General features: G+C 59.6%; 19 protein-coding genes. 12 read left to right on the top strand and 7 right to left on the bottom strand.

The window, feature by feature from the left end:
* Window positions 1–300 precede the first annotated feature (300 nt).
* The 3 genes from AC0ZT5_RS08410 (at window position 301) to AC0ZT5_RS08400 (ending at window position 3,294) form a co-directional block, all read left to right on the top strand.
* Complete coding sequence (locus AC0ZT5_RS08410) at window positions 301–2,346, top strand: sensor histidine kinase (RefSeq protein ID WP_488496046.1); 2,046 nt, start codon at window positions 301–303, stop codon at window positions 2,344–2,346.
* Between the two features lie 229 nt (window positions 2,347–2,575).
* Entirely contained in the window at window positions 2,576–2,713 is a 138-nt protein-coding gene (locus AC0ZT5_RS08405; protein WP_488496045.1) for a hypothetical protein, read from the top strand.
* Window positions 2,710–3,294: an alpha-ketoglutarate-dependent dioxygenase AlkB gene (locus tag AC0ZT5_RS08400; protein WP_488496044.1), complete on the top strand. Its 585-nt coding sequence runs from the start codon at window positions 2,710–2,712 to the stop codon at window positions 3,292–3,294. The genes AC0ZT5_RS08405 and AC0ZT5_RS08400 overlap by 4 nt, the downstream gene beginning before the upstream one ends.
* A gap of 72 nt (window positions 3,295–3,366) precedes the next feature.
* Here the strand turns inward: AC0ZT5_RS08400 and AC0ZT5_RS08395 are convergent, their stop codons facing one another.
* Together AC0ZT5_RS08395 and AC0ZT5_RS08390 are read right to left on the bottom strand one after the other, a co-directional pair.
* Window positions 3,367–4,437: a YihY/virulence factor BrkB family protein gene (locus AC0ZT5_RS08395; protein WP_488496043.1), complete on the bottom strand. Its 1,071-nt coding sequence runs from the start codon at window positions 4,435–4,437 to the stop codon at window positions 3,367–3,369.
* Between the two features lie 393 nt (window positions 4,438–4,830).
* The gene (locus AC0ZT5_RS08390; protein ID WP_488496042.1) at window positions 4,831–5,034 is read right to left on the bottom strand and encodes a CsbD family protein; all 204 of its coding nucleotides are present in this window, start codon (window positions 5,032–5,034) and stop codon (window positions 4,831–4,833) included.
* Window positions 5,035–5,218: 184 nt separating this feature from the next.
* Between AC0ZT5_RS08390 and AC0ZT5_RS08385 the strand changes: the two genes are divergently transcribed.
* Complete coding sequence (locus tag AC0ZT5_RS08385; protein WP_477282740.1) at window positions 5,219–5,389, top strand: hypothetical protein; 171 nt, start codon at window positions 5,219–5,221, stop codon at window positions 5,387–5,389.
* Window positions 5,390–5,500: 111 nt separating this feature from the next.
* Here the strand turns inward: AC0ZT5_RS08385 and AC0ZT5_RS08380 are convergent, their stop codons facing one another.
* Window positions 5,501–5,764, bottom strand: coding sequence for a YMGG-like glycine zipper-containing protein (locus tag AC0ZT5_RS08380; RefSeq protein WP_488496041.1), 264 nt, complete (start codon window positions 5,762–5,764; stop codon window positions 5,501–5,503).
* A gap of 401 nt (window positions 5,765–6,165) precedes the next feature.
* On the opposite strand from AC0ZT5_RS08380, the gene AC0ZT5_RS08375 reads away from it, so the two are divergent.
* Window positions 6,166–6,387 carry a hypothetical protein gene (locus AC0ZT5_RS08375; RefSeq protein WP_488496040.1) on the top strand — a complete coding sequence of 74 codons (222 nt, stop codon included), beginning with the start codon at window positions 6,166–6,168 and terminating at the stop codon, window positions 6,385–6,387.
* Between the two features lie 102 nt (window positions 6,388–6,489).
* Entirely contained in the window at window positions 6,490–7,890 is a 1,401-nt protein-coding gene (locus AC0ZT5_RS08370) for a phospholipase D-like domain-containing protein (RefSeq protein WP_488496039.1), read from the top strand.
* 204 nt (window positions 7,891–8,094) lie between these two features.
* Here AC0ZT5_RS08370 and AC0ZT5_RS08365 read toward each other — a convergent pair whose 3' ends face one another.
* From AC0ZT5_RS08365 to AC0ZT5_RS08350, 4 genes are all read right to left on the bottom strand, one after another.
* Window positions 8,095–8,577 (bottom strand): pyridoxamine 5'-phosphate oxidase family protein, encoded by a 483-nt coding sequence (locus AC0ZT5_RS08365; RefSeq protein ID WP_488496038.1) that lies wholly within the window; start codon window positions 8,575–8,577, stop codon window positions 8,095–8,097.
* A gap of 254 nt (window positions 8,578–8,831) precedes the next feature.
* Complete coding sequence (locus tag AC0ZT5_RS08360; protein ID WP_488496037.1) at window positions 8,832–10,817, bottom strand: oxidoreductase; 1,986 nt, start codon at window positions 10,815–10,817, stop codon at window positions 8,832–8,834.
* Window positions 10,818–10,865: 48 nt separating this feature from the next.
* Entirely contained in the window at window positions 10,866–11,660 is a 795-nt protein-coding gene (locus AC0ZT5_RS08355) for a pyrroline-5-carboxylate reductase family protein (RefSeq protein ID WP_488496036.1), read from the bottom strand.
* A 15-nt stretch (window positions 11,661–11,675) separates the two neighbouring features.
* Window positions 11,676–12,305 (bottom strand): TetR/AcrR family transcriptional regulator, encoded by a 630-nt coding sequence (locus AC0ZT5_RS08350; RefSeq protein WP_488496035.1) that lies wholly within the window; start codon window positions 12,303–12,305, stop codon window positions 11,676–11,678.
* 148 nt (window positions 12,306–12,453) lie between these two features.
* Between AC0ZT5_RS08350 and AC0ZT5_RS08345 the strand changes: the two genes are divergently transcribed.
* The 6 genes from AC0ZT5_RS08345 to gspG all read left to right on the top strand — a co-directional run bounded on the left by AC0ZT5_RS08345 (window position 12,454) and on the right by gspG (window position 19,082).
* Window positions 12,454–14,490, top strand: a complete 2,037-nt coding sequence (locus AC0ZT5_RS08345) for an oxidoreductase (protein WP_488496034.1) — start codon at window positions 12,454–12,456, stop codon at window positions 14,488–14,490.
* A 181-nt stretch (window positions 14,491–14,671) separates the two neighbouring features.
* Complete coding sequence (locus tag AC0ZT5_RS08340; RefSeq protein WP_488496033.1) at window positions 14,672–14,899, top strand: hypothetical protein; 228 nt, start codon at window positions 14,672–14,674, stop codon at window positions 14,897–14,899.
* 235 nt (window positions 14,900–15,134) lie between these two features.
* Entirely contained in the window at window positions 15,135–15,566 is a 432-nt protein-coding gene (locus AC0ZT5_RS08335) for a hypothetical protein (protein ID WP_095091068.1), read from the top strand.
* Window positions 15,567–15,949: 383 nt separating this feature from the next.
* A complete protein-coding gene (gspD, locus tag AC0ZT5_RS08330; RefSeq protein ID WP_488496032.1) occupies window positions 15,950–18,073 on the top strand; it encodes a type II secretion system secretin GspD in 2,124 nt (707 codons plus the stop codon).
* 2 nt (window positions 18,074–18,075) lie between these two features.
* Window positions 18,076–18,570: a prepilin peptidase gene (locus tag AC0ZT5_RS08325; protein ID WP_488496031.1), complete on the top strand. Its 495-nt coding sequence runs from the start codon at window positions 18,076–18,078 to the stop codon at window positions 18,568–18,570.
* Window positions 18,570–19,082: a type II secretion system major pseudopilin GspG gene (gspG, locus tag AC0ZT5_RS08320; RefSeq protein ID WP_488496030.1), complete on the top strand. Its 513-nt coding sequence runs from the start codon at window positions 18,570–18,572 to the stop codon at window positions 19,080–19,082. The genes AC0ZT5_RS08325 and gspG overlap by 1 nt, the downstream gene beginning before the upstream one ends.
* Window positions 19,083–19,090: the final 8 nt, after the last annotated feature.

Here is a 19,090-nt window from a genome sequence, read left to right as displayed (position 1 = left end):
CCCTGATCGAGGGGCCGAGGATTAAAGTCTACTAATGTTATAGACTTAGACAGGAATGATATTCCGAAAGGCCGATCCTCGATAAAAAAATTCGGCTTCGACGCGAACCGGCCCCAAAGGATAATTCTCACGCAGACCCGAGGGGCCGGTCCGACGCATTGTTTGTGGGGATCAGCCCGTTGTCGGCGGGTCGGATTTCTCTCGACTGCCGCGACCGCCCTAGCTTGAACTAACGCTTGCTGTTCACCGGCTTGCGATTATGGTTGGGCAAGTTTCTGAGGCGGCAGGGGAAACAGCATTTTGCCTCGTCGATCAGCTCGATCGCACCTGCTTGGTCTGATCGCGGCCGCGGTGATACCCGTCTGGCTCTTCGCGGCCTATCTGCTGGTCCAGTATGCTGTGCATGAGCGGTCCCGCTTCGAACAGGACGCCCGCCAAACCGCCCGGCAGGTTTCGCTCGTCGTCGAGGGCGAACTGGCCAACCTGCAAACGACTCTCAACGGTCTGTCGAAGTCGCCTGCTCTGGCCAATGGCGATCTGTCGGCCTTTCGCGGCGAGGCGCTCAGCCTGGTCGAAGGGACGGACCGGATCATTGTCCTGCGCGATTTAGCTCGCAATCAGTTGTTGAACACAGAGATCGGGTACGGTGTGGTTCTGCCGCCGGTGGATCCGATGCCGACGGAGGATTTGGAGAAACTCAGAGCGTCCAGCATTTTCGTCAGCGACGTCTTTGCCAGCAAGGATTCCAAAAACCACCGTGTAGCCGTTGCCATACGGGTGCCGGCTCCGACGGGCGAAGATCTGATCCTTTCGATTTCCATCCCGACCGCGCGCGTCCGCGATGTCATGATGCCTGCTGTGCCCGAGGGGTGGACGGTTGGTGTTGGAGATCGCCACGGAAGGTACGTGGCACGTTCCAGCTCGCACGAGCAGATGACCGGCAGACCCGGATTGCCGGAATATCTGGAAAAAATCGTTGGTCGCTCCGGCAGCTTCACGTCCCGCAATTTCGAGGGCACCACGCTGCTGGCGGGCTACTATCGATCCTCATATTCGGATTGGTTCTATACCGCCAACGTGCCGCTTTCCGAGGTGCAGGCGCCGCTGTGGCGTTCGCTCGCGGCAATTTGCGGGATCGGCCTCCTGGCGCTTCTTGTGTCGATCGCCCTCGGATACGCTGTTGGAAAGCGCTTCACTGGGGCGACCACCGACCTTGCCGCCCGCGCTGACGCGCTTGGGCAAGGCCGCACAGTTGAGCCCATGTCCACCACGGTTGCCGAGTTCGGTGCCATTGCGCAGGCGCTGGTAGACGCCGAGCGCGCCATCGCCGAGCGACGGTATGAACTGGAGACAGTACTGGAGACGGTGCCGGCAGCGGTCTGGTTCACCTATGATCCCCAAGCCCTTCAGGTCATTCGCAATCGCTTCGCGGCGGAACTCATGGGTCTGCCGACCGACGCCCGCAAATCGTTTGGCGCGCCCGACCTCGTGATCAACACCGTGGCGACCAAGGACGGCCATACCGTGAGCCGGGAGGACCGGCCTCTAAGTCGAGCAATGCGCGGAGAACTGACCGACAACGAAGAATTCGCTTATACGCTTCCGTCGGGCGTGGAGCGCTTTCTGCTCTCGAGCGCGCGTCCGATCCGCAGCCCAGGCGGCAGCATAATTGGTGCCGTGCAGATCAGCCTTGATATAACCGACCGCAGACGCGGCGAAGAGCATCGCAAATTGCTGGTCAACGAACTCAACCATCGCGTCAAGAACACGCTTTCGGTGGTCCAGGCTATCGCCAGCCAGACGATCCGCAACGCAACCACTTTGCCGGAGGCAGGACGGATCCTGTCCGACCGGCTCATCTCGCTGGCGAAGGCGCACGATATCCTGACGCAAAAGAACTGGAGCGGCGCCGATCTCCATGATCTGGTCACAGCCTCGATCAAGCCACATGCTCAGATCGAACGATTTCAAATCAGCGGAGGGAAGGTTTGGCTTCCGCCCAACGTCGCCCTTTCATGTGCTCTAGCACTTCATGAACTTACGACAAATGCGATCAAATATGGGGCGCTGTCGAATGCGAACGGCAAGGTTTCGCTATCCTGGGAGCTTGTTGGTCAAAAACAGCAACGCCAACTTGAACTCGAATGGCGAGAGACTGGCGGCCCAACCGTTGGTCCGGTCGAGCGCAAGGGGTTTGGCACCCAGCTCCTGGAGCGCATATTCGACTCCGATTCCGCTGGACGCGTGGTGCTGACTTTCGAAAAGTCAGGACTGGTCTGCCTATTTCAGGTGAACCTGTCTGAGCCGAATGAGGCTGAAGCACATTTTCCAGGCAGCGAAACTTAGACCTCGCTGTTCAGTCCGAACTATTTTCGGGTGCGCCAATGGCGCATGGCGGACCCTTGGAAGTCATTCGCTTCGTTCTCGGTCCCATCGCGCCATAACCCTGCGATCTCCGTGATTGATCCACCCCGTACGCAGGGCGGCACAAGCAGGATCCAAACGGACGACGGAACACAAATCCTTTCGGGACATTGAGCAAGCAGCGCAGGTGTTCACCTCAAGGATTTCCTGCATGGCCAATCAAACATTGATCGCCCCGGTGCCGCTCAGTTGCACCGCGTCGCTTGAAAAATTGTTGGAAACGCCAAGTGCAGGGCATGGTCTGAGATCCTTGTCCAACATTCGTTTCAAAACCATCTGTGCAGCATGATCTCGAAAGCCTCCAATTTTCAGAATGACCTGTTCGGTTCGGCCAACGCATTGCCGAACGGCTTCCATTACCGGCCGGAGCTGATCTCGCCTGACGATGAGGCATTTCTCGTTTCAGCGCTCCAGGAGTTGGCGTTCGAACCGTTCGATTTCCACGGCCACCTCGCCAATCGCAATGTCGTCAGCTTCGGAGCGCGATATGACTATCAGCGGCGCCAGGTGGTCGAGGCGGCGCCCATACCGGAATTTCTTCTGCCGCTTCGGCAGAAGGTCGCTGCGTTTGCGTGCGTCCCTGAACAGAACTTGGCTCAGGTGCTGATCAACGAATATCGGCCAGGCGCCGGCATTGGGTGGCATCGCGACAAACCGCACTATGAGGTGATTGCCGGCGTGTCGCTTCTGGCACCGTGTGATTTCAGGCTGCGTCGCAAGAACGGCGACAGATGGGATCGTCAGACCATCACGGTTGAACCGCGGTCAGCCTATCTCATGTCAGGCCCGGCGCGCAGCGAATGGGAACACAGCATTCCGCCTTTGGCCAAGCATCGCTATTCAGTCACGCTGCGAACATTGCGGCTGTAGGCCAAAATCAAATGCGTGGGCGGCGCGTTCGGACCGGCAAGCACTGCAGAGGGGATCCGGCGAGCCGAAATATCAATCCGCAGTCTTGCCCAATGTGTCGGCGACGACCGCACCGCGCTTGCCCATGGGCAGGGCAGGGCCCGTGGTCGAGTCGACGGCCGTCTGATGTTCCATCTCCGCGTTGATGGCGGCGCCGGCAATAAGGATGATGACTGAAATCCAAGTCCACATCATCAAGCCGACCACCGCGCCAAGCGATCCGTACGTGGCGTTGTAGTTGGCGAAATGCTGCAGATAGAACGAGAAGAGCCACGATGCCCCGATCCAGACAGTGGTCGCGATCAAGGCTCCCCAACTCAGCCATCGCCACTTGGCATGCTCCCGACTCGGCCCGAAGCGATAGAGCAGGGAAATGCCGGTCAGCGTGGTGCAAACCAGGATCGGCCATCGGGACGCCGCAACAAGCGTTTCGGTCCAGGCATCAAGGTAGAAATAGCGCAACAATGCCGGAACGACGCCCACGGTCAGCAACAGCACGATGCCAATCAGCAAGGCTCCGACCGTAAACAGGATCGACATCAGGTTGAGGGTGATGAAGCTGCGTTTCTCGCGCTCTTCATAAGCAATGTTCATGGCGTCGAAGAGCGCCTTCATGCCGCTGTTGGCGCTCCATAGCGCGATGCCAAGGCCGATGAAGAAGCCGGTTCCGAGAGCACCCGGTTTCTGCTTGGCCAGGGCCTGCAACTGGTCGCGAATAAGATCGAGCCCGCCCGACGGCAGCAAACCGCCCAGATAGGCGACATGATCCGCGACCGTGACAGGATCCGCGACGAAACCATAGATCGAAATGAAGGCCGCCAGCGCCGGAAACAGAGCGAGCAATAGATAGAAGGTCGCGCCTGCCGCGACCAGCAGGACCCGGTCCTTGTTGAATTCTTCCCACAGCCGCCAGAAGATATCCTTCCAGCCCAGCGCCGGGATCTGTGATGGCCAGGCAGCATCGCGTCCACGGCCTCCAGGCTCCGACCGCAGGGTGGCTTTGCTGCCTTCTGTGGTTGATGCAGCACGACTGGCCGCTTCCCCATCGATGAGTGAGGGCTTCGTTCCGGTCGGCTGCTGTTTCCCTTTCGCCTTCGAAGCCACTGTGCGCGCCTTAATCAATCCCCCGTTCAACAGATGTCGTTGGGCGCCGCCAGCGCGGCAAAGTACCTCTCGCCTGATCTGGCTTTGCTTTGCCGTCCAGCGCCGCCTGCACCGCTATCCCTCGGCCTTGAAATTCTTTGCCCTTTCGACGGCCTTCTTTTTGTCGGCGTTGTGCACGCGTCTCTTGCCATGGTGCTATCTCCGTTGTGTGAAGGACAACAACAGACTTGCAGGTCGGTTCCCCTTTGCTTTCGGATCGGCGCAGCGCAGCTACGTCCTTTCTGCGCGCTCTATTAGCCGACAAGCTATCCCCTAAGGACGACCCGTCGCTGCCGTGAATGGAGCGACGGGCGTTATGATCAGTCGCGCTTCCGCGGGTCGGAGAATTCGAACCTACCACCCCTGCCGGCCATACCAGTCATCGATATCGCGACGGGCTCGATCCTTCTCGATGCCGTAACGCTCCTGGATCTTGCCTTCGAGCTGATCGCGTTTACCGGCGATTCGATCAAGATCATCGTCACTGAGTTTGCCCCATTGTTCCTTGATCTTACCCTTAACCTGCTTCCAGTTTCCTTCGACGCGGTTCCAGTCCATGACACAGGGTCTCCTTCGTTTCACACAAGGCCAAACGTCGTCCGAAGAGGGAGGTTCCACGATGTCCTCGCTGTTCGGACTTTCTCAAAACGCTGTGTAGATGGCCGGAGCCTGTTGGGCTGGGCAGGCGGCAGGAACCATCCACCTCGCGGGCCGTTGGGTCACAGGAAGGGACATCCGACAGATGGTTGACGAGCAAGGAAGGCCACCGGCTGCGACGGACGGCATGGCTCGTCGTCTGGCTAGCGAGACCGGCATCACCGAAGCACAGGCCCGTGAGCTGATCGACTTCCTCGGGCTCAATTGGGCATCGCTCTTGCGGGAAGCGCGGATGCTGAAAAACAGGAAGCCTTAGACCGCAACTTTCTGACTGGGATCATGTGGAGCCTGTCGGCAGCCAAGACAAACGGCCGAGCTTTGGGCCGTGTGATCCCGCTGACGGGATCACACGGACGGCTCGATAGTATCAATATCCGTCGGGACACCGTGCGATGTAGACACGCCCATTGCGATCTCTGTAGCGGCACTGACCGGCTTCACTGGCATGCCCGATCACCGCGCCCGCGATGGCTCCAGCGGCACCGCCAACGATCGCGCCTTTCACGGGATCACCCGCTACGGCGGCACCAATTGCCGCTCCGCCCAGACCGCCGACTGCAGCACCCTGCTCGGTGCGCGAGCATGCTGCGAGCGGAATCATAAGGCTCAATATGAGCAATGTCTCTTTCATGAGTTGTCCTCCAGCGGCCCGACATTGAGCCCGGTGATAAATGCGCGATTTGTTTTTTCGATCCATCGATTTGCTAAATTAGCTTTTGATTGCGCGAGCCCTCTTCAGCGAGGGAGGCCACGTACTGGCTCAAGCAGGGGCTGCTTGGCGCATCTGTCCGGCGAGGAAAACCTTCGCATCTGGAAAAGGCGGCATGGGCATTGGAACATTAGACAGTTCCAAGTGTTCACTCGATGCGAGGGTTGCCACCAAATCCTCAAAGACCGGGCAAGAGAGCTTGGTCTGCCAAATCATTTGGAGGAGATCGAACCGTGCACAGCATTATCTATCTCGTCGGGCTTGTCGTCATCGTGCTTGCAGTCCTGAGCTTTTTCGGCCTCAGGAGGTAGTGCAAAGCCGACATGACCCAGACTGTTGAACCGCCAATATTGCCAGAGGGTAACCCAGATCGGGAGATCAATTGCGAAGTCGCACTGGAGACCGCATTTGCTGCTTTGGTAACTGCCTCAGAGGCGCAGGGCTGGACACCCCTGGAAACGGCCACGACTCTGTTGAAGATTGCCACGCAACATGGCCAGCAGGTCCAGGCTCTCGTTACTGCAATCAAGAGCGAGCCGGAATGAGTCAATGGGTTTGGCAACGCGGTAGCGCATCAGTTTGAACTCTGAAGCGCTGGCTATTTCCGGCAATAGCGGCTTCGACCGCCGTCAAAAGGTCGCCAATTCATGGACGTCTGCATCGCCCGAACACGGGACGACAATATCAAAGCCGGCAAGAGCGGCTTGCTGCTCATCTCCGACAACTATGATGCCTTCGCCGCGCGTGTCTTGGCGGCAAGAAGCGCTGTTCGCACGCTCGATCTCATGTACTACCTCTGGCATGACGACCACACTGGCCGCTTGCTTCTGCAGGAAGTTTTCCGGGCCGCTCAGCGGGGCGTGCGCGTGCGAATGCTGCTTGATGACGTCAGCCCGCGCAAAAGTGATTCTGCATATCTGGGGCTGAGCAGCCATCCAAACATCGAGTTGAAGCTGTTCAATCCGAGCGGCGTCAGAGCGCGCGGCATTGTACGCGGCATGGAAGTTCTCCTGCGACTTTTTGCATTGACCCGCAGGATGCACAACAAGGCGTGGATAGCCGACGACGACATCGCCATTGTCGGGGGGCGCAATGTCGGCGATGCCTACTTTGATGCAGCCGAAACAAATTTCCGCGACCTCGACGTTCTCCTCCTCGGCCCCACCGTGCAGCAAACCGCCGAAATTTTCGAGGCTTTCTGGGCGTGCCAGGACGCAAAACCAATTGGCGCGCTCGGTCCAGCCGCTGCGACCACGCATGCCGAATTGTTTGGAGGAAGCGATGCTGAAACCGAGTCAAAACTTTTGAACGGGATCGGCGACCATGGGACCATCGCTGAGTTCATTGCGGCCGGCAACGATGTGCACTGGGTGGAACGTGTTCGAGTGATTTCCGACCCTCCGGAGAAAGTGCGCGGCTGGAGACGTCGCAGTTGGCTGTTGAAGGAATTGCTTCCGATCATTCAGTCGGCGCGCAATTGTCTGGAAATTGTGTCTCCCTATTTCATTCCTGGCAAAAGGGGTTCCGCAATCTTGTCGGACCTCGTCGGCAACGGCGTTGAAGTTGCGGTTCTGACCAATTCCTTGGCAGCCACGGATGTCGCCGCGGTCCACGGCGCCTATGCAAATTATCGCAAGCGATTGCTCAGGAACGGCGTCAGGCTTTTCGAACTTCAGCCCTTCAGCCGGCAGGCTGCGATCTCGGTATTTGGGTCCAAGGGCGCCAGTCTGCATACGAAAGCTTTCAGCGTCGATGACAAGACGGGCTTCGTCGGCTCCTTCAATTTTGACCCGCGGTCTGTGTCGTTGAACTCGGAAATGGGAGTGCTGTTTGAGGATGAGGAATTGGTCGCTGAACTGCGGCGCAGGTTCCAAGCAGAGATATCACCGGAAGCAAGCTATCGGCTCGAACTGAAAAACAATGTGCTCCACTGGCATGGATACGACCAAGGCAGGCCCCAAAATTATACTCGCGAGCCTGAAGCGGGGATTTTCCGCCGCATCCTGGCGATCCTGGTCCGCCATCTCCCGATCGAGTCCCAACTTTAGGCAGCAAAGCGACCATCGAGTGTCACCCTGCTACCGGTCACCTTGCCCACGGTGCTCGAGGCATGTGCAGCGTAAGGTCGAGCCTAAGTGCGTATATCCCTGCGTTAACGCGTCTTCGTGCCGAGGGCAGCAGCCGGGTTGCCTACGCGGAGTACACAATGATCGAACCAGACCAGAGCCCACAGCGCGGTCGGCGCGTCAGAGTCAAAGCTCGACTTTGGCGACGTTGTCTTTGTATTCGTCTTTGGGATCGAACCCGAGCAACATCTTGATCCCTGCCATTACGCTCGATCCATCCAGCCAAATCTCTGCCTCCCGCGGATCGAACCGTAGCAACGCTAGCCTCGGATCATCTTTCCCGCCCTCAAACCATGCGGCCACAAAGCGATTCCAAAGCCGATCGATCGTTGCACGGTCGTTGTCGAGCCAAAGATTCCCCTGCACTGTGGCGAACAGATCGTGGCCTTTGGACATGAAGGTCGCGGTCGCTTTGCTGCCATCCGTCAGACCCTGAACGAGTTCGGTGTCTTTCGCCGAAAAGAACCAGACTGGACCATTTCCGTCAGTCTCCATTTGTGCAGTCATCGGACGAGGAATGACCTTGGAGTTATCGAGTCCGATCATCATCGTCATATCGGACTTCAAGGATGCCCAGAACTTGGATTTCAGTTCGGCGGGGGTTGGCATAGGCGTTTCCTTTCGAATTGGCGAAAGGGGACAAACGACTCTTGGGCATGTCGGTTCCGACGGGGCCGGCGATTGGTGAAAAACGTTCCTTGTGGAAGTCGTAAAACTGTTAGGTCTTGCGTGAGATTCTTACCAGGGAGATGGAATGATGCCATCTCGCTTTTCGGGTCGACGTCCCTTCGTCCGGATGCCGCTTGGGAGGGTGCGGGCAGGGTGCCTGCTTTGCGCGGCCATCCTGGCGACTAGCGTGCCTATCATAGCCGCAAGGCGACCTTCCTTCCTTCGTGGAATGCGTAAGGCGCCTGGCGCGGAGCGGCGGCATCGCCGACCTCCACGAAAGGTTGCGATGTGCCTTTCAACTCTTTCGCCAGCCAATCCGCCGCCACGTTGGTGGTTGCGAGAACCAGGCAATCGCCCGGAACGAAGCTTTCTTCACGGGTGTTGTGGTCGACGACGGTCACGCCGTCCCCGTGCCATTCCAGAACGCTGACGTCCACGAACCATTTGACGCCAAGCTGGCGCAATGTCCGTCGCAGCGGGAAATCGGCAGCCGTCCGCTGCAGTTCCTTGCCGATCAGCGGATCGGGCGTGAGAATGGTCACTTCATGGCCATCCTCGGCAAGTTTCCAGGCTGTGCCACCGCCGCGCCAGCCTCCGCCCTCGTCGAGCAAAAGCACGCGCTTGCCTGGTCGCGCATGGCGGGCCATCACGGATTCGATCGAGAAGACATTTCCCTTTTCGATGCCTGGCAGGGTCGGCATTGCCGGCAGCGCCTTCTGAAATCCGGTTTCGGGAGACACCGATCCTGTGGCCAGGATGACGGTATCGGCTTGGAATGAGGGGATTTCCGATGCCTCGACATAGGTGTTCAGTCTCACGTCGACGTTCAGCTTGTTGAGCTGGCGCTCATACCACCCGAGAAGGTCGAGGATTTGCCCCCGGCGCGGCTGCAGCCCGGCGAGCAGAAAGTTCCCGCCCAGTCTGCTGGAGGCTTCGGCCAGCACGACGTCGTGACCCCGTTCGGCGGCAACGCGTGCCGTCTCGAGGCCAGCGGGCCCGCCGCCGACGACAAGCACCCGTTTTTTGATGGTGGCGGCCGTGAACCGGTCACCACCCCATTCAAACTCGCGTCCTGCCGAAGGATTGATAAGGCAGCTGATCCAGTAGTCGCGTGAACGGCGGCCCCAGCACATCTGGTTGCAGGATATGCAGCCGCGCACATCGTCCGGCCGGTCTGCCGCGGCCTTGCGGGCCAGATGCGGGTCGGCGATCTGACCCCGCACGATCGAGATCAGGTCCGCAGCCTTCTCGCCGAGCACGGTTTCGGCGTTTTCAGGCGTCCTGATATGGCTCTCGGCCACCACGAGGGCCGTCTTGACAACACCCTTGAGGGTCGCCGCAAGATCGGCGCCAAGCTTCTCCGGGTAGAGAAAGGTCGGCATTATCTTGTAGAAATCGAGGTAGCTGCCGGTTCCGCACGTCACGTAGTCGATCAGCCCCTGCTCATCATGCAGCCGAATGATCTCCGCCAGTTCCTGGCGACTGAGCGCGACAGTGTAGTCTGGCTCATCGCTGACCGAGAGCCCAACGATAAAATCTCGGCCGCATGTTTCCCGGATGCGGGTCAGGATCTCGCGAGAGATCCGCGTGCGGTTTTCGAGCGAGCCTCCCCATTGGTCTTCGCGTTGGTTTGTCCAGGGCGTCCAGAATTGGTCGATCAGTCCGACGTAGGCAGCCCAGACTTCGACACCATCGAAACCGGCTTCCTTGCAGCGGCGCGCGGCTTGAACAAAGCCGTCGATGGTCTCCCAGATCTCATCCTGCGACATAGCGTGGGAACCGTCGCTGTCGTGGTAGCTCGGAAGGCCCGAGGGCGACCAATGTGCGTGAAATGAGTTGTCCGAATCGCCATGCGCACCGACGTGGTAGAGCTGCTGGATGGCGATCGCCCCGTGGTCCTTGATCGCCCGCGTTACCTGTTGGAAATGAGGAATGACGCTATCGTCGCCAGGCCGGAAATTGCCGCGTGTCAGCACGGCGGCCTGATGGACGGGTATGGGTTCGACAACAATCATGCCGGCCCCGCCGATCGCTCGTTCAGCATAGTAGGCAACGTGTCGTTCGGTCGGCACGCCATTTTCGGCCATGTTGGCGGTGTGAGCCCCGAACACGATCCGGTTCCGCAGGGTGCGACTGCCCAGCTTTGCGGGTGAAAACAGATGCGGAAAGAGTTTTGACATTGTATCTCACCTTCGGGTCGGCGGACGGCAACCCGCCTCGTGTGGCAATCAGGAGGCTTGTCCCATGCTCACGGATTTCTGAAGCGCTGCAGCAAGGCCGTCTGCCACTGCAGCATCAAACCCAGCCGCGCGCATGGCCTCGATTCCTGCTGCGGTGGTGCCGCGGTAGTCGAGGAAGGTCTGGACGATATCTTTGGGACTGTCTGCGCGAGCCTCGAGGAGTTTTCCTGTTCCAATCAGCACCGCGCTGACGCTCCTTCGGGCAATGTCCGGGCTTATTCCTCTACGGATGGCATCGTCCATCATCGCTGCGGCCAGGAGGGCAGGAAAGGCCGGGCCGGATCCGGTGAGGCCCGTCAGATAGTCGATATCTGCTTCGCTTTTGACTTCATCGGCGGCGCCACAGGCCTCCAGAATCCGACGAGCGACATTGCGGTCATCCGCAGTAACACCCCGAGAGCCTATCCAGGGCGTATAGGAATTGCGCACCTCTGCCGCAGCATTCGGAAGCGTGCGCAGAACGCGGTCGGTCTTGAGACGTTTGGCCAGTTGGTCGAGAGGCACCCCAGCCATGACCGACATGGCGAGCTTGCCATCGGCAGAGATGTCGATGGCAGGCCAGTCCTGGGGGCGGACCGATACGATGATGACATCGGATCGATTCGCCAGTTCCTGATTGTCCCTGGTCCATGCAGCGTTTGGCAGGAAGCCGGGTTGCCCGCTTCTGTAAGAAAGCGTGAGGTGCTCAGTGGCGACTATTTGTGCATCGACGATGGCCTCGGCGATGGCGCGTCCAAGCCAGCCACCTCCACCGATTATTCCAATGCTCAAGGGTTTGCCCATCGTCGAAACTCTTCCTCAAGCCGGCGCATGGCCATGTCTGGCGAAGAACCGGTCCAACTCGCGCTTCTGCGGGGCCTCGCCCGTAAAAATCTCGACATAACCGGGAATGCGCTTCATGCGGACCGCGAGATCTTCCTTGGTCTGCATTGAGATGTAGCCGATCTGCACGAGGTAGATGGTGCGCGCTCGAACGTCGGCTGAGCTTTCCTCGTAACCGAAGCGGACGAACATTTGGCTCATTGCGTCGAGACGCGTCTGGTCGGCTGTCTGTACCTCTGCCAGGATCTCGGGAGATTGAAGCGCCCAGCTTCTGACCGCGAATTCGAACTGGGCGTCGAACAAGGTCTTGTCGAGCCAGCAGTCGAAAACGTTCAGCATCGCTTCGGCCACAGTCTCGGCATAGGCCTCAGCCTGCTTGACGAGGTTGCCTGTGTTCTTGTCCCGCCAGCGGGCCACGAGGGCAGCCAGCAACTCTTCTCGATCCTTGAAGAACCAATAAAAGCTGGTGCGGGACAGGCCCAACTTCTTGGCCAAGGGCGAAATTCTTACCGTGTCGACGCCGGATTCGAGAAGCAAGTCGTAGGCGGCTTCAAGCCACCCCTCCGGCGATCCGCGCCATCCGCTGTCGTTCGAAATCTGCTCCATGGGCGACCAACCTAACAAAATGAAAAAGTGAAAACCAGGAAAATGTACACCTGTGTCGATTTGATCGACATATTAGAACTCAAACTTGACACATCTGTACATTTTCAAATAGCGTTTGCGCCTGCCACGCCAGCCCGGAGTCCGTCAGATGTCGAACGATCCCCTTTTGCAGCCGTACAAACTCAAGCATTTGACCCTTCGCAACCGCATCATCGTGACGTCCCACGAGCCGGCCTATCCGGAGGATGGCATGCCGAAGGAGCGCTATCTTGCCTACACGCTGGAGCGGGCGAAAGGCGGTGTAGCGATGACGATGACGGCCGGGTCGGCGGCGGTCTCGAAGGACAGCCCCCCGGTGTTCAATAACCTGCTCGCCTACAAGGACGAGATCGTACCGTGGATCAAGCAAATGACCGATGCGGTGCACGAAGAGGGCGCCGCCATCATGATCCAGCTGACCCATCTTGGACGGCGTACCCGTTGGGACAAAGGCGATTGGCTGCCCGTTGTGGCTCCGTCCCATCATCGTGAAGCCTCACACCGAGCGTTTCCCAAGAAAATCGAAGACTGGGATATCGAGCGCATCACCAAGGACTTCGCGGACGCCGCAGAGCGGATGAAGGCAGGCGGGATGGATGGCGTCGAGCTCGAGGCTTACGGCCACCTGCTCGAACAATTCACGTCTCCTCTCACGAACGAACTTGACGGTCCTTATGGCGGTTCGCTCGATAACCGCATGCGCTTCTGCATGGATGTCTTGAAGGCGATCCGGTCACGGGTGGGCGAGGACTTCATCCTGGGCGTGCGATATACTGCGGATGAATGTCTCCCCGGCGGCACTGGCAAGTCGGAAGGCCTTGAAATCTCCAAACGCCTCAAGGAAAGCGGACTTATCGATTACCTCAACGTGATCCGCGGCCACATCGACACCGACGCGGGTCTGACGGACGTCATTCCGATCCAGGGAATGGCGAACGCGCCGCACCTTGATTTTGCGGGCGAGATTCGTGCCGCGACCAACTTCCCGACCTTCCATGCGGCGAAAATTCCGGATGTGGCGACTGCGCGCCACGCGATTGCGTCGGGTAAGGTCGACATGATCGGCATGACGCGGGCTCACATGACCGACCCACATATCGTGCGGAAGATCATCGAAAAGCGTGAAGACGAAATCAGGCCCTGCGTCGGCGCCAACTATTGCCTTGACCGCATCTATCAGGGCGGGGCGGCATACTGCATTCACAACCCCGCCACTGGTCGCGAGCTGACCATGCCGCACATTGTCGCCAAGGCCGAGACCCGCAAGAAGATTGTCGTCGTTGGTGCAGGTCCGGCTGGCCTCGAAGCCGCCCGCGTGGCGGGTGAGCGGGGACACGAGGTCGTGGTCTTCGAAGCCGCCAGCGGACCGGGAGGGCAAATCCGCCTGACAGCACGGAGCCCACGCCGCAAGGAGATGATGAGCATCATCGATTGGCGCATGGCGCAGTGCGAAAAACACGGAGTGAGCATTCAGTTCAATACCTGGGCTGAAGCCGAAACCATCGAGGCTGAAAACCCGGACGTCGTCATCATCGCCACGGGCGGGGTGGCGCACACCGACGTCCTTTCGAAGGGCAACGAGTTTGTGGTGTCTTCATGGGACATTATCTCCGGAGACGTGAAGCCGGGAACCAATGTTCTCATCTACGACGACGCGGGTGACCATGCGGCACTCCAGGCCGCGGAATTTCTTGCGAGCGCTGGAGCGAAGGTTGAAATCATGACGCCGGACCGGTCCTTCTCACCCGAGGTCATGGCAATGAACCTCGTGCCGTATATGAGGTCCCTGCAAAAACTCGATGTGCTCTTCACGGTCACCTATCGACTGGAGTCTGTCGAAAAGAACGGCAACCAGCTCATTGCCCATGTCGGCAGCGACTATGGCGGCGTGTCCAAACAGCGCGTGGTGGACCAGGTTGTCGTCAATCACGGCACCATCCCGCTCGACGACATCTATTTCGAACTGAAACCGAAATCGACCAACCACGGCGAGATTTCGCACGATGAACTCATCACCGGACAACCGCAGTCGGTGGTACGCAATGCGCAGGGCCAGTTCCAACTGTTCCGCATCGGCGACGCCGTTTCAGCGCGCAACACCCACGCTGCAATATACGACGCACTTCGCCTGGCGAAGGATATCTGATTGGCGGGGCGGACAAACTCGTCCGCTCATTCACCACAAGGATTGGCCCGGCATCACCCGGCCACCCCAGCGACGCCGCAACTGTCGTCAACCGGCGGTTCGTACGAAATCGTACCATCGATTGATCTGCATCTTGGACGAGATCAAAATGAGCCGGAGGTGATCATGGGGAAGGAGCCACATGAGCATCGCCAGACGGACAACAGGACCTGCCGGCACTGCGAGGGACTTTCTGGCGGTAGAGCTGGCAAGTTCGCGATACGGCGATATCGTCTCGGTCAAAGCGGCAATCAAGGCAACTCGCAGGGACGCGCCTTATCTGCAGGATACAGATGACGAGTTGACGGAGGAGATCGTCGACTTGGCTAGGGAACTGGGACTGGCCGTCCTTTTCGACGCTCGCGATTGATCGATTGCCACGGGCTCCGCCAGCCGCCGGTGCCGGTCGGTGCGGAATCGGCAATTGGCTCATGGCCAACCGGAAGGTGGAGCACCGAGTAGACTCTCATGGTCTCGACCGGCCCGGCCCGGCCGGTGCCAAAGATAGATTCCTTCCCCGCGGTTTCCAGCTCTTGTCGAAGCACCGCCGCGCGATAATTCCCTTGAAGGGCGTGGGCGCTTCTCCCTCTCGATAGGAGACTGCCATGAAACATCAGACACTCGATCAACTGCATGCGGTCGCCAAGATTGAAACTTCGGCCGCATATTCGGAAATGACACGCAACCAGCGCATCGAACGCTGGGCGGAACTTCTGGAGCAACATCCCGAGCGATGCCTTGCCGCGTTTACAGGTACCGAATATCTGCACCTGGAGGAACGTGCCAGCGTGCGGGGGGACGGATCAGCACTTGCCGTTGCCTTCGACGACCCGGTGTTGCGCGCATGCGGCCTGAAGGACGACACCTATGGCGAGGCCAGGCGGTTCTTCAAACTGAGCGACTGGCAACTGCACGAAATCGTCTGCGATTGTCATGTCGGCGCAACCATGAAAGCACATTGGGCTGCCGCGCGGGTTCGCACAACGCTTGGAGGAAACGGATTCTTTGCATGGCTGAGGCAAAGGATCATGTACTGAGTTGGCCGGTTTGAGGTGAGGATCGTCACCCGTCCGGGCCCGCCATACGATCCCATCTGACCGGTTTGGGTCAGGCTGAAGACGGCGTTGGTTGCCGGGGCGACGTCTTTGTAGTCATTGCTGTCGCCGCTTGGGACAAACCAGACGGAGAGCGTTCTGGTTGCCGGATCTTATTAGGTGTTTCGGATCACGGTCGACGGCATTTTGGGCACCTGATGGTCAATTGGACAAACCCGCCAGGAGCAGTCAAGTTCCGCTACCGGGCTTCCGCCGCACGCATTGCTCTGCACCGCCTACCCTGTGGATAGACCCCAAATACGCCCATCATTCCAAACATCCGCTTGCAAGAAGCCCTAGACTGGGAATCTAGGGGAATCGGGTGGATGTCGAGCAAGCCGAGTAGTCGCGTCGTGTTGTGCACGCTGCTGGCGATTGCCGGCTGCACCTCCGCGCCGGGCAAGGACTTCTTCACCGAGACCATCGACAGCCTGCATGCCAAGAACTCGCCCTTGCGGGCGGGATATACCGGGCCTGGCGCCGTCACGTCGGCAGCCGGCCAGGCGCAGCGCTTCAACGGCGCGCAATACCAAGGCTCGGGTCAGTTCGTCTCCTCGGGCGGCCCCGTCACCAAGGTGACGACCGATGGCTCGGGCCAGTTCGAGCTCAATCTGGTCAACGCGCCGATTGCCGAGGCGGCCAAGGCGGTGCTTGGCGATGCGCTTCACCTCAACTACATCGTCGACCCGCGCGTGCAAGGCACGGTGACGCTGCAGACATCGCAGCCGGTGTCGAAGGATGCGCTGGTCGACATCCTGCAATCGGCGCTGGCGGTGAATGGCGCCGGCATCACCAACCGCGCCGGCACGTACCAGGTTGTGCCGCTTTCCGAAATCATGTCCAGCACGCCGCCGGTCAGCGTGCCGTCGACGTCACCGTCCGGCCCCGGCGTCAAGGTGCAGGTGCTGCAGCTGCAATTCATCGCGGCCGATGAGATGAAAACCATTCTCGAACCGATCACCCGCCAGGGCTCGGTGCTACGGGTCGATTCCACCCGGAACCTGATCACCGTCGCCGGCAACGACAGCGACCTCAATGCCATTCGCGAAGCGGTTTCGGTGTTCGACGTCGACTGGATGCGCGGCATGTCGGTGGCGCTGCATCCACTGAAAACCTCCAAACCGGAAGCGGTTGCCGCCGAACTCGATTCGATCTTCGGCACCAAGGATGGGCCGGGCGCCAAGCTTATCCAGTTCATCCCCAACGACAGGCTGAATTCGGTGCTGGTGATCACCTCGCGCCCGGCCTATCTCGCCCGTGCAGCGACCTGGATCAACAAGCTCGACAGACTGGCCGAGACCAATGAAAGCCAGCTGTTCGTCTACCAGATCCAGAACCGCCCGGCCAAGGAACTGGCCGCTGTGCTGAGCTCCGTTCTTGGCACCACCGTCAAGACCGAAGGAGACTCTGGCGGCTCGAACGTGTCGCCCGACCAGACCCCGATCGCCATGCAATCGGATGGCGTCACGCCGGTGCCATTGACCGGACCTTCGCCTTCGCTGCCCCCGCAGGACGGACAGCCGCCCGCCCACGCCACGGTCGTCGCCGATATCGAAAACAATGCGCTGCTGATCCAGACCACGGCGCGCGATTACGAACGCATCGAGCAGATCCTGGCCAAGGTCGACGTTCTGCCGACGCAAGTCATGCTGGAAGCCGTCATCGCCGAAGTCACGCTCAACGACGAGCTGAAATACGGCCTGCGCTGGTTCTTCGAGAATGGCGGCATGAAGATCTCGCTGTCCGACGTGGCGAAGGGAGCCGCCGCGGCAGCACTGCCAGGCTTCAACTGGAGTTACGCAACCGACAACATCCAGGTGACGCTGAACGCCCTGTCCAGCATCACCGACGTCAATGTCATCTCGGCCCCAACCATCATGGCCCTGAACAACCAGAAAGCGATCTTGCAGGTCGGCGACCAGGTACCGATCGCCACAAGACAGGTGGTGGACCAGACGTTCGGCAGCGCGCCGGTCGTCTCGGTCGAGATGAAGGACACCGGCGTCATCCTGACGGTGACGCCTCGCATCAACAATGCCGGCAGGGTCATGCTCGACATCGAGCAGGAGGTCAGCAATGTAACGAAGACGACAAGCTCCGGCATCGATTCACCGACCATCCAGCAGCGCAAGATCCAGACCCGCGTTCTGGTCAATGATGGCGAGAGCCTGGCGCTGGGCGGCCTCATTCAGTCGCGCAACAATGTCGACCGCACGCAAGTGCCTATCCTCGGCGACATCCCGATTATCGGCAACGCGTTCAAGCAAAAGACGGATAGTATCGGACGCACCGAACTGATCATCTTTATCAGGCCGCATGTCGTCCGCGACATCAACGAAGCCCGCGAAGTGACGGACGAATTCCGCGGCAAGATCAGCCTGCAGACGCCGATCCAGAAGCGGCGCGGTGGCACCAAGCTGCAACAGGATCTGAAGAGGCTGGCGTATTGACGATGGCCACGCACCCATCTCTCGTGCTGGCTGCTACGGTCGCCCTGGCGGCGGTTCTGGCCGCGATTTCGATCGCCGATTTCCGCAGGCAGATCATCCCGGACGGGCTCAACCTGGCTCTGGCCGCCCTCGGCCTTGGCTATCAGATTGCGGCGGAGGCGGACGGCCTGCCGCTGCGGCTCCTGTTTGCAGCCATGACTTTTGCCGCTGCGTGGCTGATACGGCGCGGTCATTTCCTGATGACCGGCAGGATCGGTCTCGGCCTCGGCGACGTCAAGATGCTGGCCGCCGCCGCATGCTGGATCAGCCCGCTGCTGTTGCCGGTGCTGCTGTTCATCGCCAGCGCCAGCGCTCTGCTGTTCGTCGGCGGGCACGTGCTTGCGACAGGGCCTGCAGCGGCGCGGGCTCGTGTTGCCTTCGGTCCGTTTATCGCCATCGGCCTCGGCTGCAGCTGGGCGCTGGAGCAATTTGCAGGTTTGAACATGGGACTGCTCTGATGATCACTCAGCGCTTCACTCGACTTTCCGAAAAATCCGGCGGCGCCAAAAAATCTGTCGGCGCCAGAAAATCTGTCGGCGCCAGAAAATCTGTCGGTGAAAGAAACGATCGCGAAGGCGGCTTCACCCTGGTCGAGCTCCTGGTCGTGCTCGCCATCATCGCGCTGATCGCGACACTGGCCGCGCCGCAGGTCCTGCGCTATCTCGGCTCGGCCAGGACCAACGCCGCCAAGGCGCAAATTCGCAACATCGAAAGCGCGCTCGAGCTCTACTATGTCGACAACGCGAAATACCCGACCGCGGAGGAGGGGCTCTCGGCCCTGGTCGCCGCGCCTGCCGGCGAAGCGCGCTGGAACGGACCCTATCTCAAGGGAACAACCGGCCTGAAGGATCCGTGGGGGAGGCCTTATTCCTACGAAGTGAAGACCGATGCGAGCGGCGTGGTCATCCGCAGCCTGGGCAAGGACGGCAAGCCGGACGGAACCGGCGAAGACCAGGACGTGAGCAACTGATAGGGCCT

Source organism: Mesorhizobium sp. CNPSo 4670 (assembly GCF_057784235.1).
Note: the sequence above shows the minus strand (reverse complement) of the source record. Positions and strands in the feature narration are given on the sequence as shown.